Origin of the sequence: Fusibacter tunisiensis (assembly GCF_016908355.1) — a bacterium.
GTDB lineage: Bacteria > Bacillota > Clostridia > Peptostreptococcales > Acidaminobacteraceae > Fusibacter_D > Fusibacter_D tunisiensis.
The window spans coordinates 135,856-160,312 of sequence record NZ_JAFBDT010000003.1; the positions used below are offsets into that span (position 1 = coordinate 135,856).

General features: G+C 36.7%; 25 protein-coding genes. 14 read left to right on the plus strand and 11 right to left on the minus strand.

Annotated elements, in window-relative coordinates; all coding sequences use genetic code 11:
- Positions 1-7: 7 nt before the first annotated feature.
- Positions 8-1,117: a hypothetical protein gene (locus JOC49_RS03280; protein WP_204662271.1), complete on the minus strand. Its 1,110-nt coding sequence runs from the start codon at positions 1,115-1,117 to the stop codon at positions 8-10.
- 388 nt (positions 1,118-1,505) lie between these two features.
- On the opposite strand from JOC49_RS03280, the gene JOC49_RS03285 reads away from it, so the two are divergent.
- Complete coding sequence (locus tag JOC49_RS03285) at positions 1,506-1,901, plus strand: DUF2177 family protein (protein WP_204662273.1); 396 nt, start codon at positions 1,506-1,508, stop codon at positions 1,899-1,901.
- Between the two features lie 27 nt (positions 1,902-1,928).
- Here JOC49_RS03285 and JOC49_RS03290 read toward each other — a convergent pair whose 3' ends face one another.
- On the minus strand, positions 1,929-3,026 hold the full coding sequence (locus tag JOC49_RS03290) for a DEAD/DEAH box helicase (RefSeq protein ID WP_204662275.1): 1,098 nt from the start codon (positions 3,024-3,026) through the stop codon (positions 1,929-1,931).
- 115 nt (positions 3,027-3,141) lie between these two features.
- On the opposite strand from JOC49_RS03290, the gene JOC49_RS03295 reads away from it, so the two are divergent.
- The 3 genes from JOC49_RS03295 to JOC49_RS03305 all read left to right on the plus strand — a co-directional run bounded on the left by JOC49_RS03295 (position 3,142) and on the right by JOC49_RS03305 (position 6,422).
- A complete protein-coding gene (locus JOC49_RS03295; RefSeq protein ID WP_204662277.1) occupies positions 3,142-3,729 on the plus strand; it encodes a hypothetical protein in 588 nt (195 codons plus the stop codon).
- Between the two features lie 12 nt (positions 3,730-3,741).
- The gene (locus tag JOC49_RS03300) at positions 3,742-5,475 is read left to right on the plus strand and encodes a methyl-accepting chemotaxis protein (RefSeq protein ID WP_204662279.1); all 1,734 of its coding nucleotides are present in this window, start codon (positions 3,742-3,744) and stop codon (positions 5,473-5,475) included.
- Between the two features lie 113 nt (positions 5,476-5,588).
- Complete coding sequence (locus JOC49_RS03305) at positions 5,589-6,422, plus strand: metallophosphoesterase (protein ID WP_204662282.1); 834 nt, start codon at positions 5,589-5,591, stop codon at positions 6,420-6,422.
- Here the strand turns inward: JOC49_RS03305 and JOC49_RS03310 are convergent.
- On the minus strand, positions 6,419-7,120 hold the full coding sequence (locus JOC49_RS03310; RefSeq protein ID WP_204662285.1) for a DUF4097 family beta strand repeat-containing protein: 702 nt from the start codon (positions 7,118-7,120) through the stop codon (positions 6,419-6,421). The two genes, JOC49_RS03305 and JOC49_RS03310, sit on opposite strands and share 4 nt — an antisense overlap.
- A 70-nt stretch (positions 7,121-7,190) precedes the next feature.
- Here JOC49_RS03310 and JOC49_RS03315 point away from each other — a divergent pair, with 70 nt between their 5' ends.
- Positions 7,191-8,162: an aromatic acid exporter family protein gene (locus tag JOC49_RS03315; RefSeq protein ID WP_204662288.1), complete on the plus strand. Its 972-nt coding sequence runs from the start codon at positions 7,191-7,193 to the stop codon at positions 8,160-8,162.
- Positions 8,163-8,413: 251 nt separating this feature from the next.
- On the opposite strand, the gene JOC49_RS03325 is transcribed toward JOC49_RS03315, so the two are convergent.
- The 4 genes from JOC49_RS03325 to JOC49_RS03340 are packed head-to-tail and all read right to left on the minus strand — an operon-like array spanning position 8,414 to position 11,265.
- The gene (locus JOC49_RS03325; protein WP_204662291.1) at positions 8,414-8,566 is read right to left on the minus strand and encodes a hypothetical protein; all 153 of its coding nucleotides are present in this window, start codon (positions 8,564-8,566) and stop codon (positions 8,414-8,416) included.
- 19 nt (positions 8,567-8,585) lie between these two features.
- Positions 8,586-9,782 carry an ABC transporter permease gene (locus tag JOC49_RS03330; RefSeq protein ID WP_204662294.1) on the minus strand — a complete coding sequence of 399 codons (1,197 nt, stop codon included), beginning with the start codon at positions 9,780-9,782 and terminating at the stop codon, positions 8,586-8,588.
- The gene (locus JOC49_RS03335) at positions 9,779-10,483 is read right to left on the minus strand and encodes an ABC transporter ATP-binding protein (protein WP_204662296.1); all 705 of its coding nucleotides are present in this window, start codon (positions 10,481-10,483) and stop codon (positions 9,779-9,781) included. Before JOC49_RS03335 ends, JOC49_RS03330 begins: the two co-directional genes overlap by 4 nt.
- Entirely contained in the window at positions 10,480-11,265 is a 786-nt protein-coding gene (locus JOC49_RS03340) for an efflux RND transporter periplasmic adaptor subunit (protein ID WP_204662299.1), read from the minus strand. Before JOC49_RS03340 ends, JOC49_RS03335 begins: the two co-directional genes overlap by 4 nt.
- Between JOC49_RS03340 and JOC49_RS03345 the strand changes: the two genes are divergently transcribed.
- A complete protein-coding gene (locus JOC49_RS03345; protein WP_204662302.1) occupies positions 11,259-12,293 on the plus strand; it encodes an IS1595 family transposase in 1,035 nt (344 codons plus the stop codon). The two genes, JOC49_RS03340 and JOC49_RS03345, sit on opposite strands and share 7 nt — an antisense overlap.
- 71 nt (positions 12,294-12,364) lie before the next feature.
- Positions 12,365-12,613 carry a (2Fe-2S)-binding protein gene (locus tag JOC49_RS03350; protein WP_204662305.1) on the plus strand — a complete coding sequence of 83 codons (249 nt, stop codon included), beginning with the start codon at positions 12,365-12,367 and terminating at the stop codon, positions 12,611-12,613.
- Positions 12,614-12,646: 33 nt separating this feature from the next.
- Here the strand turns inward: JOC49_RS03350 and JOC49_RS03355 are convergent, their stop codons facing one another.
- Positions 12,647-13,594 carry an efflux RND transporter periplasmic adaptor subunit gene (locus tag JOC49_RS03355; RefSeq protein ID WP_204662308.1) on the minus strand — a complete coding sequence of 316 codons (948 nt, stop codon included), beginning with the start codon at positions 13,592-13,594 and terminating at the stop codon, positions 12,647-12,649.
- A gap of 191 nt (positions 13,595-13,785) precedes the next feature.
- Between JOC49_RS03355 and JOC49_RS13425 the strand changes: the two genes are divergently transcribed.
- Genes JOC49_RS13425 through JOC49_RS03385 form a run of 6 tightly spaced genes read left to right on the plus strand, consistent with a single transcriptional unit; the run spans position 13,786 to position 20,093 of the window.
- Positions 13,786-15,027, plus strand: a complete 1,242-nt coding sequence (locus JOC49_RS13425) for a transglutaminase domain-containing protein (protein ID WP_204662311.1) — start codon at positions 13,786-13,788, stop codon at positions 15,025-15,027.
- A 30-nt stretch (positions 15,028-15,057) separates the two neighbouring features.
- Positions 15,058-16,575 carry an amino acid adenylation domain-containing protein gene (locus JOC49_RS03365; RefSeq protein ID WP_204662313.1) on the plus strand — a complete coding sequence of 506 codons (1,518 nt, stop codon included), beginning with the start codon at positions 15,058-15,060 and terminating at the stop codon, positions 16,573-16,575.
- Positions 16,576-16,577: 2 nt separating this feature from the next.
- The gene (locus tag JOC49_RS03370; RefSeq protein WP_204662316.1) at positions 16,578-16,808 is read left to right on the plus strand and encodes an acyl carrier protein; all 231 of its coding nucleotides are present in this window, start codon (positions 16,578-16,580) and stop codon (positions 16,806-16,808) included.
- A gap of 23 nt (positions 16,809-16,831) precedes the next feature.
- A complete protein-coding gene (locus JOC49_RS03375; RefSeq protein ID WP_204662319.1) occupies positions 16,832-18,424 on the plus strand; it encodes an MBOAT family O-acyltransferase in 1,593 nt (530 codons plus the stop codon).
- 8 nt (positions 18,425-18,432) lie between these two features.
- Positions 18,433-19,515: an SGNH/GDSL hydrolase family protein gene (locus JOC49_RS03380; protein ID WP_204662321.1), complete on the plus strand. Its 1,083-nt coding sequence runs from the start codon at positions 18,433-18,435 to the stop codon at positions 19,513-19,515.
- A 5-nt stretch (positions 19,516-19,520) separates the two neighbouring features.
- Positions 19,521-20,093: a hypothetical protein gene (locus tag JOC49_RS03385; protein ID WP_204662324.1), complete on the plus strand. Its 573-nt coding sequence runs from the start codon at positions 19,521-19,523 to the stop codon at positions 20,091-20,093.
- 72 nt (positions 20,094-20,165) lie between these two features.
- On the opposite strand, the gene JOC49_RS03390 is transcribed toward JOC49_RS03385, so the two are convergent.
- Both JOC49_RS03390 and JOC49_RS03395 read right to left on the minus strand, forming a co-directional pair.
- Positions 20,166-20,408, minus strand: coding sequence for a hypothetical protein (locus JOC49_RS03390; protein ID WP_204662327.1), 243 nt, complete (start codon positions 20,406-20,408; stop codon positions 20,166-20,168).
- A 112-nt stretch (positions 20,409-20,520) separates the two neighbouring features.
- On the minus strand, positions 20,521-21,726 hold the full coding sequence (locus tag JOC49_RS03395; RefSeq protein ID WP_204662329.1) for an MFS transporter: 1,206 nt from the start codon (positions 21,724-21,726) through the stop codon (positions 20,521-20,523).
- Positions 21,727-22,147: 421 nt separating this feature from the next.
- On the opposite strand from JOC49_RS03395, the gene JOC49_RS03400 reads away from it, so the two are divergent.
- Positions 22,148-22,450, plus strand: a complete 303-nt coding sequence (locus tag JOC49_RS03400) for a hypothetical protein (RefSeq protein WP_204662331.1) — start codon at positions 22,148-22,150, stop codon at positions 22,448-22,450.
- A 97-nt stretch (positions 22,451-22,547) separates the two neighbouring features.
- Here JOC49_RS03400 and JOC49_RS03405 read toward each other — a convergent pair whose 3' ends face one another.
- Entirely contained in the window at positions 22,548-24,356 is a 1,809-nt protein-coding gene (locus JOC49_RS03405; protein WP_204662333.1) for a glycoside hydrolase family 26 protein, read from the minus strand.
- Between the last annotated feature and the right edge of the window lie 101 nt (positions 24,357-24,457).

Sequence of the window (24,457 nt, forward strand, 5' to 3'; positions counted from 1 at the left end):
CATGTCTCTAATTATTGTTTCTATATAAAATTAAAAAATCCTTCTTTGGGGACGGAGGAAAAATGGACCCCTGACCTGTCCCTGAATGAAAATATTGTTTGCCAATTTTTTTCAAGTTAGCGTGCTGTGTTAAGCTCACAACTTGCATGGATTCAATATATTTTAAGATATTTTTTGAAAAAAATTCTTTTTGCTCATGAACAGCATCCCCAATTAGGAGGGTCATACTACTACTCAAAAGTGATTTTAAATCAGTGGAAAACTTTACATTTTGAGTCACTATTTTTTCTAATGTCAAGGATGAAAAATATATCAGTTTTTTGAGGGTATCTGTTTTTGAAGTTAATGAATTTTGAGTTGAAAAGAGTGTAGAATGATTAACAGAAGCATCGATTTTCATATCCTGTAGGTCATCTGCCAGTTGAAGGACGATGCCATATCCAATTAGAAAGTCTAGTTGTTCATTCGAAAGTGTCCCTAAAACAAGATAGCCATCCGCCACAACGGAGGCAGCCCCCTTGTTGAAAGTTAAATATTTTAGAGTGTCCATTGATAAACTGCTGTTTTGCTGTTCAAGACTGTCGACCTGTGCTTTGTGAATCTGGAGCAAACTTTCATAGATTTCTGGATATTTTAAACGTGGGTACTGAAATTCGATTAATGAAACCATCTCAAAAACATCAGATTCATGTCTATTGTTAGAATATATTTGTTCACCACGCAATCGTTGCCCTAATTTTTCTACAAATACTCTTTTTTCATGCATGCTTATGTCTAAGGTATCCATAAGATTGTCTGTCAAAGGATAAAGCATACTATATGCAAACATAGCATCAGTAAGTTCAAAAGGTTGTCCAGCCATCATTTGGATAGCATTCATAATCCAAACATTTCGAAGTGCTTGGAATATGGATTCTTCATCAATATCTTCCCATCTTGTTTGAACACGCGTGATGAAAGTCTCAGTTGTTTTTATGTAATCTCCAATAACAGATTGATTAATGACTTTTGCATTTATGTTAAGCCACAGTGAAACAAGCGTCATAAGATGTGTGTGTGTTTCAGGTGTAATTTTTTTATCTTTGCGGACCATTTCGCAAACTTGTTTTAATTTCATTTTAAGGCGGAAGTAGCGAATGGCTTGCTTTGTTGAGTAAAAGGGTCTGATTTTAAAAACTGAAGGTATAGGAGAGGGTGTGTAATGGTCCCAAGTATTAAGATATTCATTTAATAGTTTATCGTATCGTTCATACATTTAATAAACCTGCTTTCATTAGTATAAAATGAGTATGACATATGAATATTGGAATTGGGTTAAAATTTTTCGTTTGGGGACGGAGGAAAAATGGACCCCTGACCTGTCCCTAATTGAATGAGTGTGTATTACCGTGCTTAAATGGGTAAACATAAAGACAAATCGATTAAAATGGGGGTGTGTTTCATGGAAAATGGAAGTATGGGTCCGTTTTTCCTCCGTCCCCAAACGAAAAAATGAAGGAGGCGTTATGGGTATTCATATACGTAATTTTGGGATTACTTTTTTTGTATTTATGGTGGTGGATTTAATATGGCTAGGGCTGATTGCCAAGAATCTTTACGCGAAATATTTGGGATATATTATGGCCGAAAAAGTCAATTGGTCGGCAGCAATTATCTTTTATATTCTTTTTATCATTGGACTTATTTACTTTGTAATAACACCAGCTGATTCCATAAAAGACGTGATTGTTAGTGGGGCACTATTTGGATTGATAACGTATGCAACGTACGACTTAACCAATCTTGCAACACTGAAGAATTGGCCAATTACCATAACAATTATCGACTTGATTTGGGGTACGACGCTTGCAACAGTAACCTCAGCAGTGAGTTATTTGATTATTAATGGGCTTGGTAAATAAAAGACACGTCTGTAAAGTTAAAGCCCTTTACAGACGTGTAATTTTTTGTTGAATAAACGATTCAATAGCTTCTAAACGGCTAAAATCTTTTTCAGTAAGAATTGTAATGGCCTTTCCTTTTTCGCCAGCCCTTCCAGTACGTCCAATACGGTGTACATAATTTTCAGGATCATCCGGCAAGTTATAATTAAACACATGGGTAAGACCCGTTACATCAATGCCTCTAGCAGCTACATCTGTTGCAACTAAATACTGAATTTTGCCATCTTTAAATTGAGTCATAACGGACTCTCTTTTGGCTTGAGTCAAATCGCCATGAAGGGCATCCACACTATAACCATACGCTTTCATTTCATCACATAGAGATTGTGTACCCTTGCGGCTACGACAGAAAATAATGGATTGCCCCGGTTTTTCAGTTGTCAGCAGGGTGGTAAATGTATCGAATTTCTTTCTGCCAGACGTTTTTATTACCCAATGATCAATTTCATCCAGTGTTATTTTTTGTTTAGGTGCTTGAATAGAAAGCGGATTAACAAGGTGCTTTTTTGAAAATAAAAGCACATTTTTGCTCATTGTTGCTGTAAAACAAAGGGTTTGATGTTTAGAGGGAAGATATGAAAAAATAGCTTCAACTTCTTTTTTAAACCCTATGTGAAACATTTGATCCGCTTCATCTACAACCATAAACTCTATAGAATTTAGGGATATGGATTCTCTTCGGATATGATCTAGTAATCGTCCAGGCGTGGCTATTATCAGATGCGTTTGACCTTGAAGCTTATGCAGTTGAGCTTTTACATCTTGTCCACCGTAAGCGGCGAGAATGCCAATTTCTTGATAGATGGAAATAGATCGCGCAACCTGAGTAATCTGTATGGCCAATTCCCGAGTTGGTACAAGGACCAAAGCTTGGACATTTGGCGTATTTACATCAATTTGTTGAATAATAGGCAACAAAAATGCAAGTGTTTTGCCTGTCCCGGTTTGGGCTTCTGCAAGCAAATCAATTTTTTTGAGAATTTCTGGAATTGCCATCCTCTGAATTGGCGTGGGGCGGTCGATGCCTTGTTCATCAAGAGTGTAAACCAAATCGTTTTTTATACCAAGTTTATAAAATGTCATAAAGACTCCTTTTTGTTATTTAACAAGGCATTATATCATGAAATGAAATGTTGTACAATTGCAGCCAGTTCGTTATAATAAACTGTGATTTTAAAATAAGAATGGAGGGGGCAGAATGTCTGAATGTAATATGATGGAACAGGAAGCTATATTGGTAGAATATCAGGCATTAAGGGATGAAATCATATCCGATAAAGAAAATCGAATGAACACACTGGGGTTCACAATAGCAGGTATTGGAACCGCAATGGCTTTTGTATTAGGACTTGAAAGTACAGCTCTAGAAACTTATAATAACTTTTCCTTTGGATTAATTGCGTATTCTTTAGTTATGGTCCTAATTGCATTGATAATGACACTGAATTTTACAAAATCAATTTCACGAGTGGGGACTTATATCAAGCATATTATAGAACCACAGATTAAGGGGCTTAACTGGGAAAAGGATTGGCAATCCGGATTAGGCCACTTAAAAAAGAAGCGTATGAAAGAACGGAAAATAATATTTAAAAACGCGGCTAAAGGACAATCAAGAGCGTATTCATTGTATTATTTTATTTTATCAACAGCCATATATGCAGTTTCATTCATGGTGGATTTATGGCAAATTCCAGTGTATATGGTAATCATCACATTGTTTTACTTGATTAATGTTTTTATGTGTTCAAATTTATGGCTAAGATTTTTTGGAGAATGGATATAGAGGGAGTGTAAAATGACGATTAAAAAGAAATTATTAAGTGCTGGTATTGTATTGCTTTTAGTTCCTATGCTAATTATAAGCATATTGAGCTATAATAAAGCTAAAGATGAATTTACAGAAAGTGGAGAGATTCTTCTGAAAAATGCTGTGGAACAGGTTCAGTACATGATCAAGTTACAGCAACAAGCTGTAGAGAGTGGTGGAATATCAGTTGAAGAAGCCCAAGAGAATATCAAGACTCTTTTATTAGGTCCCAAAAATGATGATGGCACGCGTCCAATAAATGACACAATCTATCTTGGAGGAACAGGTTATTTTGTCATTTACTCTGAAGATGGTGTTGAAGTTATGCATCCGTCTCTTGAAGGGGTTGATGTTTGGGATGTTGAAGACAAGTCTGGAAAAGGCATCAAGTTGGTTCAAGAACAGATTAAAATTGCAAAATCTGGTGGTGGGTATTTTGAATATATCTGGACATTGCCAAACTCTGATGAGACTGAGATGAAAATATCTTATCAAAGTTATGATGAAATTTGGGGATGGATTGTATCGGCAGGGGCTTATGAGTCTGAATTTAATGCCCAAGCATCAGAAATGTTTAGAATACTGTTGCTGGTTATTTCAGTAACAATTATAATTGGAACAATTGCGATGTATTTTTTTGCAAGTGCTTTATCAAAGAATATTCGATTCGTAGATTCTGCTTTAGAGCGCGTCGCCAGTGGAGATCTCACTGGAAGTGAAATTCATGTAAAAACAAAAGATGAAACAAAATCTCTAAGTGAAAGTTATAATTTAATGCTAGAGAATTTAAAGGGTATGATAAAAAATTCAAGTAGTACAACCGAGTCTGTGGCACAAACTGCAGAGAGATTGTCTAAAGTAGTAGATGAATCTACAAATGCGATAAATGAAGTTGTTCTTACAATTCAAGAAATAGCAGAAGCAGTCTCTGAAGAGGCAGAAGGTGCAGAAAAAGTTTCAGATAAAATGAATAATTTATCAGGAAGCATTCAGAAGTTAACAGAGTTATCAGACGTAATGAACCACTCGGTTTCAAAAACAGAAGATGAAAATAAAAAGGGCATTTCTTCTATGGAAGCACTTGGACGCTCGTCAGAAAACTCACTTAAGGTTGTTCATGAGATTTCAGAAGTAATTGATCAAGTTAAGTTGTCAAATGATAAAATCAGCACATTTACGGATGTGATTAATTCGATAGCAGAGCAAACGAATTTGTTGGCACTAAATGCTTCAATTGAAGCGGCAAGAGCAGGAGAAGCTGGGCGAGGTTTTTCAGTTGTAGCTGAAGAAATCCGAAAACTTGCAGAAGAATCGGCACATTCGGTTTCGGAAATTAAAGGAATAGTTTCAGAAATTGATTTATATTCAAAGCAATCGGTGGACAAAATGCAACAAGTCACATCTGTTGTAGGGGATCAGAATCAAGTTGTGAACCAAACAGTGGCTCAGTTTGAAAATATATCTCACTCAGTTGAAAATCTCAGTAAAAGTATTGAACTTTTAAATCGTGAGATAACGCGTATCGCAAATATTCGGGAAGATATGTTAAGTTCCGTTATGGGGATTTCGGCATCAACAGAGGAAACATCTGCCGCAACTGAAGAAGTATCGGCATCAGCTCAACAACAGTTGGCAGGAATTACAGAAATTGACCAGCAAATGAAAGGCTTAGTAGAGGTTGTTCACGGTCTCGAGGTTGTTATATCTAAATTTAAAATATAATTAGAAAAGCGCATCTCAGATTGTAATTTTGAGATGCGCTTTGTTAACGAACAAGTTGAAGAAATACCATCATGAGATATAATAAATATACGACGTACAAATGAGGGCATAAAATGAAAAAAACAATTTATATTTTGATTGGATTATTTGCATTAACAGGGTTTATACTGTATCAAAATAATGCTTTGGAGATAACAAAAATTGAGGTTCGGGATGAAACAATACCTTCAGCTTTCAACACTTTTAGAATTGTACAGATTTCAGACCTTCATAACAAAGGATTTGGAAATCAACAAGAACGACTGGTTAAAGCGGTCAATGCCTTATCGCCGGATATAGTAGTGATTACAGGGGATTTGATCGATCGAAGAAAATATGATTTGGCCCTAGCCATGGAGTTTGTTGAAAAGATAGCTGATTTTGTGCCCATCTATTATGTTTCAGGAAATCATGAAGCATGGTCAGGGAATTATGATGAAATTGTGAGTGCGCTTAGTCAAGCTGGCGTTCATATATTAGACGACAAAGCACTTGCTCTAAAAAAAGCAGATGAAGAAATCCGAATAATTGGCCTTTCAGATCCTGACTTCTTAACATCGACTTATTTGGATGGAACAAATTATACAAAAATGGAAAAAAATCTGAAAGCACTGACTGAACCATCAGTGTATCAGATTTTGTTGTCACATCGGCCTGAATGTTTTGAATTGTATGCGCACTATAATATAAATCTGACATTTTCGGGACATGCACATGGCGGTCAATTTAGGTTGCCGCTGGTAGGTGGGTTTATTGCACCTGATCAGGGCATTTTCCCAAAATATTCAAGTGGCCTGTATCAAAGTGGACAAGCAAAAATGATTGTCAGTAGAGGTCTAGGAAATAGCATTATTCCAATTAGACTTTTTAACAGACCCGAGATTGTTTTGGTTGAATTAAACCCTTAAAAAGACTTATATATTTTGAAATCACCTACTTTGGATTTTACAAATATTTTTTTCTCAGATTCTGGATTCAATGTAACAGGACTTTCAAATCGTTTAAATTTGAGCTCTCCCAGAGACAATGACGAAAAGACTGCATAATCAGATACATTTGGAAGCTCAAGTTTGACATCGCCAACTGCTGAATTTATATTAATGCTCTCAACATTGACAGAAGGACTGAGTTTAATATCGCCAGCTTTTAAATCCAAATGAATTTCTTCAATTTCGCCAAAAAGTTTAATGTCACCAGCAGCGAGCGTGGCCTGAATGCTTTCTATTACAACATCTTTTCCCTTAACATCACCAGCAAGGGCTTTGATTTCTACAGTATTACACGTAATCCCATTAAGCCGTAAATCACCTGTTTTTAGGACGATTAAAGCGTGCTCAATAACAAAATCTTGTGGAATTTCTATGTATAGATAAACACTTCTGTTTTCTCCAGTCAGGAATTTCCCGAATTCTTTAAGGGTGAAGCCGTTGTCACCAAATGATTCTTTAATGATTAATCCGGTTTCATCTTCTTGAATGTCAATGGAAGGTGGCAATGGAATCAGATCACCATTTCTCGACTTTTTAATATGGACATTAATTTCTTGAACAGTCGACGTTACAATTTCTAAATCGGAAAATGCCAATTCAATATCAATGTTATACATTTAATCACCTCATTTTTTATTGTATTTCAATATTATATCACAGTTGTGTAAGAAAGGACTGGAAAAAGACATGGACAGAAAAGAGATTATGGTTAAAAGTTTAAAAATCAGTATAGGTGTAGCGGTAGGTGTTATTATTGCAAGCGCTTTAGAATTAGAATTCTATTCATCGGTGGCAACCATTATCATTGTGAGTATGCTATCGTCTAAAAGGCAGTCACTAAAGTTGGCTGGTAAGCGTTTGATGGCAGCAGTTGTAGCGCTTTTGCTTTCAAGTCTAATGTTCTCAATCTTTGGATTCTCTTTACCAGTTTTTACAGTTTTTATTTTTGCTTTTACCTTTCTAATGTATCGATTTGATTCTAAAACCGCTATTGTATTGAACGTCGTTTTGGTCATGCACATTTATGCTTTAGAAGAAATTTCTTTTTCAATTCTTTTGAATGAACTTGGCCTAATGTCGCTTGGAATCATGATTGCACTTGCTATGAATGCTTTTGTTATTGATATTGAAGCTGAGCTTAAGGGCTATCAGAAGGAGGTAGAAGATCTCTTTCAAAATATTTTTGACAATATGGGCAAGTGTCTTGTCAATGCGTGTACAGCCGACCAAGTTCAAGCGGATCTTGATAAACTTTATAAAGTTCTCATGAAATCAAAAGAGCGGTCTTATCAGTATCTTAACAATTATTATCTGCAGGAGAACAACTATTATGTAGAGTACTTCAGCATGCGCATAAGCCAATATTACACTGTTAAACGGATGCAGAAATTTATCAAACAGAATTTTTTGAAGCATACTGAAGTCATGTTATTAAAAGGCTTTACAGATCAATTTATCAACAACACAAAAATTTTAAATTCTTGTTTATCTCAAGTTGAGGCTTTAGATCAAATCAAAAATCATTTTACTTATGAAGCTGAATTGCCAACGTCATATAATCAGCTTCAGAATAGAATTGCGCTTCACCAATATCTATACGCTTTGGATGATTTGATTTCTGTAAAAATGCGGTTTATTGAAACGCATGAAAAGAAATAGGCGTGCCATAATAAAAAGGGATTGGAATAAATTTGACAAACATCAAATTTTAAGTCCAATCCCTTTTTTCAGTATAAATTTTCACATGCATTACGTTAATTCTAGAATAATTTCTTCTATCTCTTTTTTGCGTGCATTAGAATAGGTCAGTTTGGAATCGATTTTACTAAAACCTGCTTTTTCCATTACGCGTAAGCACTTATAATTGTCAAATGCGACGCGACCATAGAGGGGACGTGTTGATTCTAACTCTAAAAAAGCTTCAAGTGCTTTGGATGCAACGCCTCTTCCCCAGTATCTTTAACAACGTTAAAAGGGACATCAGAAGCAATGGGCTGGGCATAACTTGGAAAACTTAACAGTAAAAGTCCAATAGTAAGTAGAACAGAAATGTGTTTTTTCATCGGTTACTCCTCTTTTTATCTATTCATATCTAAGCGCATCAATTGGATTGAGTCGAGCTGCTTTGCGTGCAGGCAAATACCCAAATAAAATGCCGATAAAAGCTGAAATGGCAAATGCACCTAATGCAGATTCAGTGGATGCGGCGACAGCAATTTCTTCATTTAGAGCAATCACAATAATTTTTGAAGCCAAGTTTGAAAGACCATAGCCAAGTGCAATTCCAATTAGGCCACCAATAGCACTGGTTGTCGCAGCTTCAATTACAAATTGCTGAAGAATGTGGTGTCTTTTTGCACCGAGTGCTTTCCGAATCCCAATTTCTCGTGTTCTCTCAGAAACAGAGACCAACATGATGTTCATGATTCCGATACCGCCAACGACCAGTGAAATAGCCGCAATTGCCGCTAAAATGGTAATCATAATATCTACCATGGAACTCATAATACTTAACAGTTCCGTAAGGCTAATGATCCTATAGGCATCTTGATCTCCGAATACAGCAAACAATTTGTCATCAATAATTTGTTTGGCAATTTTTACAGTTTCCTCGTCCACAAGACCAAAAGAATAAGTGGTGATGTCTTTCAGGCCCATTGTTTTTGCCGCTACTGTATAGGGGATAAAGAGGGTATCGTCTGAGCCACCTTCCTCAATTTCATCTGTTTCAGGCGCTAAAACACCAATAATTTCATAAAGTTGTCCGTTGATACGAAGGGTTTGGCCAAGTGCTTCGCCACCGAACCACGTCTTGTTAATATAAGCACCCACAACGGCAACTTTGTTGCGCCGGTCAATATCAACATAACTTAAATATCGGCCTGATTCTAGGGTCATTTTATTCATGACCAGATAATCCTCACCAGTCCCAGTTACAGACGTATAATCTGAGGTTTCATTGCCAATTTTTACAGCCCCGCCCATATTTACCTGCGGCGAAACAAAGGTAAAATAGTCGGGATTATCTGCTGCTAATTTATACATTTCATCTACCGTAACGGTTCTCGTAGATCCACGTCCAAGGACATTTACAGTCAGTTGGTCTGTGCCCATGCTTTGAAAGCTGTCAATCATATAATTTTCAAGACCATTTCCAAGTCCAACAATTACAATTACAGCGACAACACCTATAATGATACCGAGCATTGTGAGTAGAGAGCGGATCTTGCGTGCCCATATATTGCTGATAGCCATCTGAAAAGAGCGCATTAAATTCATTTGGCAGTCACCTCCTGAATGGGTGGCCCACTATAAACAACATGTCCGTCCTCAAGCCTGATAATACGTTGGGCTTTTGAAGCAATCTCGTTGTCATGTGTAATGAGAACAACAGTGTTGCCTTCAGAATGTAATTTAGTTAATAAATCCAATACTTCTTTTCCAGTTTTGGAATCTAAGGCCCCAGTTGGTTCATCAGCGAGGAGGACAGAAGGGTTGCCGGCAAGCGCGCGTGCAACGGAAACCCGTTGCTGCTGCCCCCCAGACAACTGACTGGGTAAATTTCCAATTTTATCGCCCAAACCCACTTTTTTAATCACCTCAGTGGCGCGTATTCTGCGGTCATGTGTGCTTAGGCCACCATAAAGTAAAGGCAATTCAACATTCCCAAGAACAGAGAGTTTAGGGAGTAGGTTGTACTGCTGAAAAATAAAACCAACCATTTTATTGCGGATTTCTGCCAGTTCATTATCATTTAACAGGCTAACATCCTGCCCATCCAAATGGTATTTCCCAGAAGTTGGGACATCAAGACAACCGATGATATTCATGCAGGTAGATTTTCCAGAACCGGACTGGCCAACTATGGCGAGAAATTCACCAGGCATAATTTTTATAGACATGTTGTCTACAGCACGAACTTCAGTATCGCCCATTTGATAGATTTTACTTAGGTTTTCAAATTCTATGAGGGGTTTCATGGTTGATTGACCTCCCCCTCAAATGGGTTGCCTTCTTGTGGCGGTCTTCCAAATTCAAATGAATCTTTTGCAACGCGTTTTTCCACTGCAACTTCATCTTCAAGATTTAGCCCTTCAATTATTTCAATATAGTTAAGATCTGATACGCCAGTGACTACCTCTAAATACGTGTAGCCTTCAGGTGCATTTGGATCAGATGTACCAGATGTATTTTTCACAAGGACTCTATTGCCTCTTAGAAGTGCTTCTGTGGGGATTGCCCGAACCTTATTTTTGGACTCGATAATGATTTCCGCGTCCACATTCATACCAGGCAAAAGGTTGTCTATCTCATCAATTTGGACGGTTACTGGATATGTGGTTGTGCCACCGCTGGTGATGCCATTTATATTTACTTTTGTGACAATACCAGTGAATAGTTTGTCTTCAACAGCCTCTGCAGTGATATTAACGGTTTGTCCAACTGCAATGTTTTTTATGTCAAGTTCATCAATATACAGGGTCATGGTTAAATAACTCAAATCAAAAATAGTTGCGAGAGTCCGACCACCATCTAATTGGTCTCCAGCTTTATAATTTTTTTCTATAACAGTACCTGAAATTGGGGATGTAATCTTGTAGTTTTCAAGTGTCTCATATTGCGTATCTAAAGACAATTCAGAGCGTCTAAGGTTATTTTTAGCAATGGCTCTGTTAGATTTTAGTGTTGTTATTTGACTTATGCGAACGTTTGTTCTATAATTAAGAAGAACATATATTCGTAAAGGAGTCTTGTATGCCATCAATTCACTCAATTTTCAGGGACATTAAAGCATTAACAGATAGTCAAATTGAAGAACTGTTTAATACTATTGGAGAAATCATATCACTTAGAACCATGACGGGTTCATTATATAACGATAGTCGAGAGCAACGCTTTTCTAAAGGGGTTGCTTGTTTGCATTGTGGCAGTATGAATGTAATAAAGCATGGGAAAAAGAACGATGTTCAAAGATTTAGATGCAAAGATTGTGAAAGGACATTTAATGATAGAACCATGACTCCTCTCGCAAATTCACATGTAAGTCTTGAACAATGGATTGATTACGCCAAATGTATGGTGATGGGATTATCTATTCGAAAATCCGCTAAAATCTGCGAGGTAAGTGTTAAGACATCATTTTATATGAGACATAGACTTCTTGATGCTGTGCGTAATTTTCAGGGCGTTGGTGAGGTTTCTGGTATTGTTGAAATGGATGAAACGTTTTTACCAGAATCTTTCAAAGGCAATCATAAAAAAAGTGGATTCATTATGCCAAGAAAATCTCGTAAGCGTGGTAAGCAGATTAAGAAAAGAGGAATCAGTAACGAACAGGTATGTATGGCAACGGCTATCGATAGAGAGGGAAATATCATCTTCGAGATGACCAATAAAGGCAGAATCAAGACTGCTGATTTAGAGCGTCTGTACAAAGGTAGATTAGACCCTAATGCATTGATTTGCACCGATTCTCATAAAAGTTATATAACCTTTGCAAAAGGTAATGTAGCAGAACACATCAGGATAGCCAGTGGTAAGCACAAGAACGGTGTTTATCATATTTCACATGTCAATAGTTTGCATAGTAAGTTCAAAAAATGGATTGATAGATTTAATGGCGTAGCAACTAAATATCTACCAAACTATTTACATTGGTTCAAATGGTTGCAGACTTTTATAGATGAGAAAGAAATTGCAAAAGCAAGGCAACTGCTTGTCAACAGCAATACTTTTAAAACCGACATTTGTATCAATCAATATCGTATGAGGGGAATAGTATTCTCATAATTTATGACCTGTAATTGTGATTGTACAATCATAATGTTATACTATAGAAAACTGTTTATGGAGGTGTGAAAATGGATGAAGTTAAATGTTCTTGTTGCTCTACTGACGAATCTGAAGTCATAATTGGAGAATATGTTTGCTATTGCAATCATGTAAATGAGCAGAATATCATAGATGCCATTAATGATGGTGCAAAAGATGTTAATGAAGTTATAGAGATGACTGGTGCTATGAAAAATAGTAACTGTGCAGTAAATAACCCAAAGGGCAAATGTTGCTATTCAGATATAGTATATGTATTTAATAAGCACTCTAAGTAGAGTAAAATGCACTTCTTAAACGGAGGTGCATTTTTAAATAGTAATAACAACACTAAAATCTAACAGAGCCTTAGCAATCTCTATGTCATCTTTTATTAGAGTGCTTTCAAGGTCAAATATAATCTGATCTTTTGAGAGCCAATCCCCTTCTTTAGCGTTTATATTTTTTACCGTACCTGAGATTAAAGCGGTTATAGTAGCGTCATCTTTATAGGCAAAACGCCCTTCGTCAAATCCTGCATAAGTGTTTACAATTGCAGTTGCAGAGTTTAAGGGGGTTATGCCACCTGGATTATCTACTTCGATGACAATGTTTTTTGTTGATCTGCCTTTAGAATCAACCTCATGAACGGGGCTAATTTCAACCACAGTTCCATCTAACTCTTCAAATGTATTTGAAAGAATAACAAGGGCAGAATCACCGAGTTCTATGCCATTTACATCTTGATTCCCAAAGGGGATTGTTAAAAGCATTGTCTTGCTATTTCTTTGCGTGGCAAGAACTTGACCGGGCTGTACGGTGTCTCCAATTTCAACCGCAATTTCTATCACTGAGCCGTCTATTTCAGTTTTAACAGTTAGATCCTCTAAGTTTTCTAATTTGCGCGTATAATTTTTTTGGGCTTCTTCAAGATTGATTTTAGCAGTTTCAATGGATGTATCCACACTGGAGCTGTCAACTTCATAGAGCAGCCCATCTTTCTGGATAGAATCGCCTTCTTCAAAAGGTGCACTTATGATATCTCCGGTCACGACAGACGTTACAACATAAGAATTTGCAGGATTTAAAGTGCCTGCTCCTGTAAGTGTTACCGTAATATCCCTTTCTGCAACCGGTATCATTTTATAGGGTTCTTCTTCAACCGTGTTCGATGGTCCAAAGGTATCGCGCACGAAAGGGATTCCAAAAAATAATAGGATGCCAGCAAGGGATACATATAGAACGCTTTTAAAGATTTTGTTTTTTTGTAAGAATTTCATTTGAGGGTTGCTCCTTTATACTGTGGTCTAGGACTTTTGTTCTATCTTTATTATCCTACTTAAATATTGTGAATGTAATGTGAACAGCATTGAAAATTTATGTACCATAGAGAAGGGGTAGAGTTCTATTGCATTCCTTATAGATTCTATGATAAAATGGCGTATATCTTAAAATGTATAGGAGAAATCGTGTGAAAAATAAGAAAAAAGTGATGCTGTTGATGGGAGTGCTTTTACTGCTCTCTATTTTATTGATTGGAATTACTTGGGAGCCCAAATTAACTGTGATTCCAGAAGTTGTCGTTGAACTTGGTGATCCATTACCTGAAGCAAATGTTTTTTTTGTTGAAGCTGTTGAAAATGCTGAATACCAAACGGATTTAAGTGAAATTGATACCAATACTCTAAAAACAAATTTTGTGAGTCTGAAAGTGGGACGCAGAACATACGAGTCCTCGATAATAGTTATTGATACCACACCGCCAACTGGTGAAACAAAAGATTTTGAAATTTGGTTGGGTGAAGGGTCTGTCAATTTGGAAGATTTTTTAGTGGCTTCCGACGATTTGACGGATGTTGTTGCAGCGTTTAAAAATGCACCGAATTTGGAACAAGCAGGTGAACAGGAGGTAATTGTTGTTCTTACAGATACGAGTGGCAATACCACTGAACTGACAAGTGTACTCACTATTTTTGAGGACACTGAACCCCCTGTTATTGAAGGTGTTAAGAATATCCGTATATATTTGGGTGACAATATCGCTTACAGAAAAGACATCACAGTTACAGACAACCATGATGAAACCATTGATTTTGAAGTTGACAGTTCTGATGTTGATTTAAAGAAAATAGGAACTTATACAGTCGTATATACTGCGGTGGATCGAGCGGGCAATGAAACAAGCGAAACTGCAAGTGTTATTATCGAGCAAAAACCGCTTGGTAACATAACCCAAGAAATGGTGGATGAAAAAGCAGATGCAGTTTTGGCAAAGATTATAACCGATGACATGTCAAAACTTGAAAAATTGAGAGCAGCTTACAACTGGACGAACAAAAATGTGAAATATGTTGGCTATTCAGATAAATCAAGTTGGCTCAAAGGCGCTTATCAAGGATTTGCATATGGAACTGGTGATTGTTTCAATTATTATGCTGTTTCTAGAGCTCTAATTTCGCGCTTGGGATATGAGTTTATACCGATTAAACGTGTTCCTGCACCGACGCGACACTATTGGCTATTGGTGGAATACGAAGGCCAGTGGTATCATTTTGATCCGACTGTCCGTTCTAGAGGTTATGAATTTAGTGGATTTATGAGAACACAGCCAGATGTTGAAGCCTATACTGAACTTCTAGCAAACAGAGTCCCATCATTTTATGTTTATGATCCAACGGGTTTGCCAGAAGTTGCAACTGAACCGCTGGAATAGAAATTTTTACAACTAAAGTTAGGAGGCATTATGCAAACTAATGTACTGGAGTACTTAGAAAACGCTGTCCAAAAAGCGCCTAATAAATTGGCATACTCTGATGGGACTGTTCATTTAACATTTAAGGACGTTTCCCAGAGAAGTTTGGCAATTGGAACTTTTCTAATTGACAGAAGACACATAAATGAGCCTGTTTTAATCTTTATGAAACGGTCTCCTGAAACAATTACAGCTTATTATGGGACAATTTATGCTGGAAGTTATTATGTGCCCATTGATGAGGAAATGCCTTCAATTCGAATGTCGCTTATTATTGAAACCGTTAAGCCAAAAGCAATGATCTGTGATCGTAAAACGGCTGAAGTGGCGGAACAAATGAATTTTGAGGGGACAATTTACTTATATGATGACATTGTTTCCACTGAAGTTAACCTTCACGCAATAGAAGCTGTTCGAAAGAGAGTCATTGACATTGACCCAATATATGTGGTATTTACATCAGGCTCTACAGGTGTTCCTAAAGGGGTTGTCGCCTGTCACCGTTCTGTTATTGATTATATCGATCAACTGTCTGAAATTCTAAATGTAAGTGAAGATACAGTTTTTGGGAATCAAACGCCATTGTATTTAGATGCCTGTTTAAAAGAACTTTTCCCAACGCTTAAGCACACGGCAACGGCCTATATTATTCCAAAGCAGTTGTTTATGTTCCCAGTTAAGTTGATTGAGTTTATGAACCTTCATAAAATCAATACGGTTTGCTGGGTGGTATCGGCATTGACAATAATTTCAAGCTTAAAGGCTTTTGATAAGGTGATTCCTGAACATTTGAAGACAGTTGCTTTTGGGAGTGAAGTTTTTCCAGTAAAACAGTTTAATTTATGGAAAAAAACGCTGCCGGAAGCTCGGTTTATCAATTTATATGGACCAACTGAAGCAACGGGAATGTCTACTTTTTATGAAGCAGATCGTTTTTTTGAAGAGGATGAGATTATTCCAATTGGTAAGGCGTTTAAAAATACGGATGTGATGCTCATTACTGAGGACAACCAGTTGGCGGAACCCGGTGAAATTGGAGAAATATGTATTAGGGGCACATCTGTCACTATGGGGTATTATGGTGCGTTTGACAAAACCAATACTGTATTTGTTCAAAATCCTTTAAACCCACATTTTTTGGAAACGATTTATAAAACGGGTGATATTGGGCGTAAAGATCCAGATGGTAACCTGTATTTTGTTTCTAGAAAAGACCATCAAATTAAACACATGGGCCACAGAATAGAACTCGGTGAAATTGAAATGAATGCCAACCGGATTGAAGGGATTCACAGTGCGTGTTGCATTTATGATAAGAAGACTGAAAAAATCAATTTGTTTTACGATGGAACAACGGAGTCTAAAGAAGTGCTTAAGCATTTAAAAGCGGCCCTTCCTCGGTATATGGTGCCAACTCGAATTCATCCAATTGCAAAGATGCCACTTACGGCTAATGGAAAAATTGATCGGGTTTACTTAAAATCATTAATTGAAAATGGAGAGGTATAAATATGAAAGAGTTGATAGAAATTTTAAAAGGCTTACATCCGGATGTTGATTTTGAAAACACAACCACTTTAATTGACGATCAAATCTTGGATTCTTTTGACATTATAACCCTAATAACAGAAATTGATTCTGTTTTTGATGTTCAAATTCCGGCTGAGGAGATTGTACCTGAGCGTTTCAATTCCGCAAAAGCCCTTTACGAACTTATAGAAGAACTTTTAGAAGATAATTAGTCTTTTATTGAAAGAGGAAATATATGCTTTTTACATCTTATGGGTTTATTGGATTTCTAGCTGTACTGTTTGTGCTGTATTATTTAATTCCAAAACGGTTTCAATGGATTTTACTCTTGCTTGGCAGTTATGTGTTTTATACTTTGGCCAGTCCAAAGTATATGCTCTATATTTTAGCAACAACTGTCACAACTTTTTATGCAGCCAAATACATTGGGCGATTGACTGTAGAACAAAAAAAATACATTAAAATTAATAAAGAGACGTTAACGAGCGAAGAAAAAAAGACTTACAAGGCAAAAATCAAAACAGTTCAAAAAAAGTGGCTTATTGGAACAATGCTTTTGAATTTTGGTATTCTTGCAGTTGCAAAATATACAAATTTTGCAATTGCCAACTTGAATTATATGTTTGAAGCGACAGGTCAATCTTTTCAACTGTCTTTTTGGAATATTGCTTTGCCAATGGGGATCTCTTTTTATACGTTTCAAAGTATGGGTTACCTCATTGATGTTTACAGGGGAAAATATGAGGCGCAAAATCATCTCCCTAAATTCGCCCTATTTGTTTCGTTTTTTCCCCAATTGATTCAGGGACCTATCAGTCGATATGATGATATGTCTAAGACGCTGTATCAAGAACATTCATATGATCAAAACACTGTAAAAAGGGGTTTCCAGAGAATTCTTTGGGGGTATTTCAAAAAAGTTGTTATTGCAGATCGTTTGTTGGTTGCTGTAACCACTATTGTGCAAGCACCAGAAGTGTATGATGGTGTTTTTGTGTTTATTGGAATGCTCTTGTATGCGTATCAATTGTATGCAGATTTTACAGGTGGTATTGATATTACTATAGGTATTGCTCAAGTTTTTGGCGTTCAACTAAAGGAAAACTTCCAGCAGCCGTATTTTTCAAAAAACATAGCAGAATACTGGCGCCGCTGGCATATTACCATGGGAACTTGGTTTAAAGACTATTTGTTCTATCCTATTTCTGTCAGTAAACCCATGCTCAAATTGTCGAAGTTCTCAAGGCAAAAATTTGGAGATGCAATAGGAAAGCGAATTCCAGTTTATCTGGCAACGCTAATTGTGTGGTTTACCACAGGTTTGTGGCATGGCTCCAGTTGGAATTTTATTGTCTGGGGCTTGATGAATGGTATTGTTATAATTCTATCTTTAGAAATGAAGCCTTTTTATGAGTGGTTTCATGGCAAATTCAATGTTCAGCACTTATGGTATTTTAAACTATTCCAGATTATTCGAACGATTCTGTTGATGAGTTCAATTCGAATGTTTGATACCTATCGAAATGTGCCGCTTACATTTAAAATGTTTGGAACGATGTTTACAAGATTCGATATTTCAGACCTTTGGAATCGAGACTTAATGGGTTTTGGACTTAGTCTTGGTGACTATGTGATTTTATTTGTTTGTTTGATTGTTTTAGTTTTGGTTAGTACCATTCAAACACGCGGGAGCGTTCGGGATTGGCTTTCTCAAAAGTCGCCAGTTTTCCAATATGCTGTACATTATGCCTTGATTTTGGCATTGCTTGTGTTTGGTGCTTATGGTATTAATTATGACTCAAGTCAATTTATTTACAATCAGTTTTAGGAGTGATTATGCGTAGAAAGTATATATGGAATAGTCTTGGTATCATATTTCTTCTTGTTTCTCTGGTGTTCCTGCAAAATCTATTTATGCCTAAATATGCTTCTGGAATTGTTGAAGGGGGCATGATTGAAACCTATTATGACGAGCCCAAGAACCATGATGTGATTTTTATTGGCGATTGTGAAGTCTATGGTAATTTTTCGCCAGTAACATTATGGAAAGAATATGGCATTAAAAGTTTTATTAGAGGCAGTGCACAGCAGCTTATTTGGCATTCTTACTATCTTATGGAAGAAACATTAAAATATGAAAAGCCAGATGTAATTGTTTTTAATGTCTTGTCGTTAAAGTACAATGAACCCCAACGGGAAGCCTACAATAGGATGACGCTTGACGGCATGAAGTTGTCAATGACAAAAATAAGGGCTATTCAGGCTTCGATGTTGGAAGAGGAGTCCCTTGTTGAATATATTTTTCCATTTTTAAGATACCACACGAGATGGAATGAATTGACACAGGATGATTTCAACTACCTTATTGACAAACCGGATTTGTTTCATAATGGTTATTACATGAGAGTTGATGTAAATCCTGTAACATCAATCCCACGAAAGAGGCCTTTGCCGGACTATTCATTTGGAGAAAATGCCATGTCGTATTTAGACGGGATGGTTGCACTTGCTAAAGAAAACGATGTAGAGCTTGTGCTTATAAAAGCACCAACAATTTACCCGGTTTGGTATGATGAATGGGATGACTTTATAACAGAATATGCAGACAAACAGGGTTTAATGTATGTTAATTTGTTGGAACGTGCTGATGAGATTGGCATTGATTTTCAAACGGATACCTATGATGGGGGCTTGCATATGAATTTAGCAGGGGCCGAAAAACTGTCTCGGTATTTTGGAAATATATTGGTTGAAGCGTTTGAACTTGAAGACCATAGAAACAATCTTGAAGTTAAAGGTGTTTGGTCAGAAAAAGTTGCCTTTTATCAGGAGATGATTGACAGTCAAGTAGCAGAAATAGAGCGTTATGGCCATTTAGTATCGTGGGGAAATCCACGGGAAGAGGATGAAGAGGAGTAAGTGTTATGAAAAAAATAACGGTGATATTAGGCGTAATCCTAGTTTTTACATGGGCTTTAGTTGGGTGTTCTGAATCTGAAACACCTACAAATGACCCAATTCAGGAGACAACACAGGAAGCGACTGAAACTGAAGAAACAACGGAGACAGAGTCTGTGACAGAACTCGCCCCTGAAACATATGTTTTTGAAATTGATGGTACTGTTATTCAAATGCATGAAAGCGCTGCACCTGTTTTAGAGGCACTCGGCAAAGAGACATCTTATTTTGAAGCGGAGAGTTGTGCTTTTCAAGGACTCGATCGAATGTATGGTTATGGGTCGTATGAAGTTGTGACCTATGAGCGGGATGGGGATGAATACGTCTTAAGTGTTGTCTTATATGATGATACCGTGAAGACACAAGAAGGCCTTCGACTTTTTGAAAATCGTGACCGCGTGCTTGAGATCTATGGGGAACCAGATTTAGGGAATGATAAGTTGATGGTATATGAGGATGAGATTACAGTTTTGTCTATTGTTTTAGATGATGCAGGTCAAGTTATTAGTATTGAATACAATGCCGTTGTTGGTGAATAAATCAATTTAAAGAAAAGCGTTATTGCAAAATGTGAAGACAATAAGTCCATTTTGCAATAACGCTTTTTGTTTTTACGTAAATAGAAGTCTGAGTTTTTCATAGGGTAACTGAATTTCATTTGAGTGTGTTTCATAATCAATGACGTGTTCTGCTAAAAGTAGTGTTGCCATCTCATTACCAGCGAAACTTTTATAAAGCAATTCTAGAAGGTCATCTTCACCCAAATCTTTATAGTTAATAATGGAATTGGGATTGGAATTTGTCTTGATTTCATAGGCAAAATCATATATTTTTTTACGATTTATTTTCTCCATAGTTAACCTCCTGTAAGTCCTTGTTCATTATACAAATACAACATCTTAAAAGCAAGTGAGTTTTTGTAAAATGAATCGAATATCTGGGAGGTTGCAGGACATTTGTCCTATATTAGCCTTCTGCTTGATAATGCTTTGTTCTTGTTATAAACAGGAAAGCCGTAAAGTAGGCTAAAGCAGTAATGATAAAAGCACTTCCAAAACCAATTAGGTCAACAAATGCACCAACAATAAGAGGGCCAGAGATTGCTGCAAGTGATGAGGCAAAATAGTAAAGTCCTGTGTAGGTTCCAATATATTCTTCCGTTGTACGTTCCACAACCATAGGATAGGAGTTTATATTAATAAGTGACCAAAAAAATCCACCAATTAGCATCAAGGCAATCATAATGAGTTTATTAAAAGGAAAGAGTGTTCCAATAGTGGCTAAAAGGACGAAAACACTTGTGTCTCCAATAAGTCCAATTAGGATTGTTCTTTTTTTGCCGAGTTTTGTGCCTATAAACCCAGCAGGTATGGCAGATGCCAAAAATGCAAGTGCAAAGAAACTTAAGATAAAAGAGGCATCTGAGACATCAAGGCCAAGAAATTGAACACAATAATTGCTAAATGTTGCCTCTAGTCCCTGATAGCCAACAAACCAGAAGAAAATTGCAAATAAGATATAGGCAATGGACTTGTCATGGTTTTCAACAATTGATTTAACAGAGTCTTTTAAGCTGATGCGGTCTTCTTTGGATATCTCACCTATAGCAGGCTCTTTGATGTATTTAAGCAGTAGAAAGAGTGCAATTCCCATGAGTAGGGCGGTAAATAAAAATGGGTAGTTCCTGTTGGCTCTATATAAAAAAGACCCGCCCATTAAGACAAATACCGACGCAAGACCACCCATGAAATTTATAATACCATTTGCCTTACTCCTAAGTGGCGGGGGCGTGATGTCGGGCATAAGGGCAACAGTAGGTGCTCTAAAAATTGCCATTGCAAAGTTTAATATTGTAATAATAAGTATTAGGTTCCAAAAGCCAGTATAATTTGGGAGCAAAATAAACATAAGTGCGGATACAGGGATACCAACCATCAAATAGGGCATCCGCCTGCCAAACCGTGTTTGCGTGCTGTCACTTAAAGTGGCAATGACGGGAATCATAAACACTGCAAGAATATTATCCAGTGTCATGATGGCATTGATTTGGAACTGACTGTCTAAAAAGTCCCTGAGAAATATGGGAACATAGACGTTGTAAAGTGGCCAAACTAACGAGACCGAAAAGAATCCAAGGCCAAGTAGAAATGTTTTTTTTACATCGAGTTTCATGGTGTAATCTCCATTCTCATAAATGTATTTTGATAAGAATAGTATTCGTTATAATTCTGAAAATCCCTTTTAATTCGTTTGAATTTTTAAAATAGTTATTGTATAATTATATCAATTAAATTTCACTACTTCATTTGGAGTAAGGCAGTTATGAATAGTAGATGGACCAAGTGTAGAGCGAATCACTTGGTTTTTGTTTTAAATGACGGGGGCAAGAATGAAACTTAGGAAATTGGTTAAAGCCGTATTGGTTGGGGTTGTTTTATTTATAGGCGTTGTCATTTGGGTTTGATGAATCGGTGGAAATTATTAAGAATTCATCGGGAAGTCATTTTGATCCTTATTTGGTCAGTTTGTTCTTGAAACATATTGATGTAATTAAAAGCATTTATGATGGGGCATAGAGTGTTGGAGGGATTTTATGAATCAATTTAATCCGGATGCCAGTTTGGCAAATATGTGGAAGGCTTATCACAATATGCCTTCTAAAACAACAATTTTAGACCGTATTATCGAAAAAGAAAAAGCGGCTCAACAGTCTGAGATTCAAAATGCAGTTGCTGAGGCTACAAGTCGGGACCATATTCAATCTAAAAAAGTAGAAGGTCTTTTCTTTGAGCGGCTCGAACGGGCTAAGCAAAATCAAAGTGAAAATACAATTGCTGCCATAAATGAGATAAGACGATTTATTGGGAAAGGCATGAAAGTGGATCAATACGTATGACATAAAAATATGCGCCTCTTGATAGTAAACAGTTTTTATTTTGACTGCCTACTATAAGAGGTGCATATTATTTTTTGTAATGTTTTTAACCGAGCATCTAAAGCTGACTTTCTAAAATACGGTTTAGTATCATGAGTGCTTGCTCAACAGTTGCTGTATCTTGAGGGCTGACTTTTCCATTTCCAGTCCCTGATAAAATGCCATTTGATTTGGCCAAGTAGATACTTTCAAGTGCCCAATCTGATGGACGATCTGCAGTGTATTCTAAAGTATAAGATTTGGACTTTATTTTTTGACCGTCTGAATTGTAGGCATCAATTGTGAGGGTATTTTCTCCGATTTTAAGTTTTTCAGAATTTAGTGTATAGGTATAGGGAATTTCGTTACGCTCAGCAATTTGATTTCCATTAAGTGTATAAATGACTTTCGCTTCTAGTGAATCGGGGAGAATCGTGTAAGTTTTAAAAGCATAAGTTTCTTGTTCGGGCAAATGAATTGTAACGTTAGATGCAAGTTTTCCAAATATGGATTCTGATGTTGCGCCATGTTGGCTCAAGAATTGATTGTTTGATACAATTGAGTTATAAAGTTCATTTATAGTTTCGTTTTCATAGAGTGCATAAGAGTTATTCTTAGTTACATTATCGTCTGTATTAAAGTAAAACATAGCTTTAACCTGTGGGTATTTGAGCGGAATATAGTCGTAAGCACGCCTTAATTGAACTTTCGCCCAGTTTGTAAAATCTTCATCAGCCATTTTTGAGTAATGGGCAATCCCATTTTCTGAAAGCATGATGGGCTTTCGATCGCCAAACAATTCTATAATAGACCTTACCTTACTAAGTGGATTGGCTTTAGAACCTGTAAAATATTGATTGTCAATGGACTCTTGCAATGAGCCCCAATCTGTCTTTGTGCCATGATAATAGAAGGTATAGGAACTCATTCCAACCCAATCAACATAAGCATCGCCTGGATAATAATCCATTAAATCTCTTGTAGAATCTGAAATTTCATTTGGAGACCAAACGATGATGGCATTTGGGGCTTGTTTTCTGATTTCTGTTGCAAGGTATTTGAAGTTTTCGACAAAGCCTTTTGCATCTTCAAAACCTTCAGCTATATTGAACTCACCGGCATACCGGACAAAAACAGGTAGGTCAAGGCTTTTAATATAGGCAGCAGTTCTTTGGATATAATCTTTATGAACTGACATATCATCGTAAACTTCATAAGCATTCCATGCGAGCATGATACCAGTATTAGAAGCTTTTGCGTGTTCAAAATAGTGGTTAAAATCGGTTATTTCAGTTCCAAATTCTAAATAAATTAAGTGATGACTGTCTTTTTTGGGAAAATGTGATGCGATTTTTGTACGATCATAACCCAATATGCGAGGATCTCGATCATAAGTAGCACCGAAGTAAACACCGTGTGTGGGTTCGCCCTTGGCGCCATAATAGGGGTCTGTATCATTTACAGGACGTTCCATATATAAATCTAAATCTACAGATAGATTTATGATTTTGGCCTCTGCTCCCAATCGTGCAAATTGGTCCCATTCACCTTTTTCTTCTAGAATTGTAGCATAATAAATATAACGTTTAAGGGTTTCAACTGCACTGTCATAATCCAGCAATTCTTCGTATGCTTCAGCAATAAACAGATAACGTGGGGTGACAATACCGAGTTTTTGAGAGTTGTCATCAGACCAATCGTCAAATAGGGCGATGATTGCTTCCCAATTTTCAATTTGTGCATGGAGATTATCGCCTGAACGTAATGCGTCCTCAGTTTTAATTAGGGTCCAAAATGCTGAAGGAATTTTTTCTTCAGCATGAACAATTGATCCCATACTTGTGCCAACGAGAACACTGATTAATAATAGTGCTATGATTTTTTTCATATGTGCCTCCGTAAGAGTTTTATATTACAATCTTAATTAGTTTACAATAGAATCAATGGAATTACAAATTGGAACTTTTTCAGGTAAATTACGTCATAGAA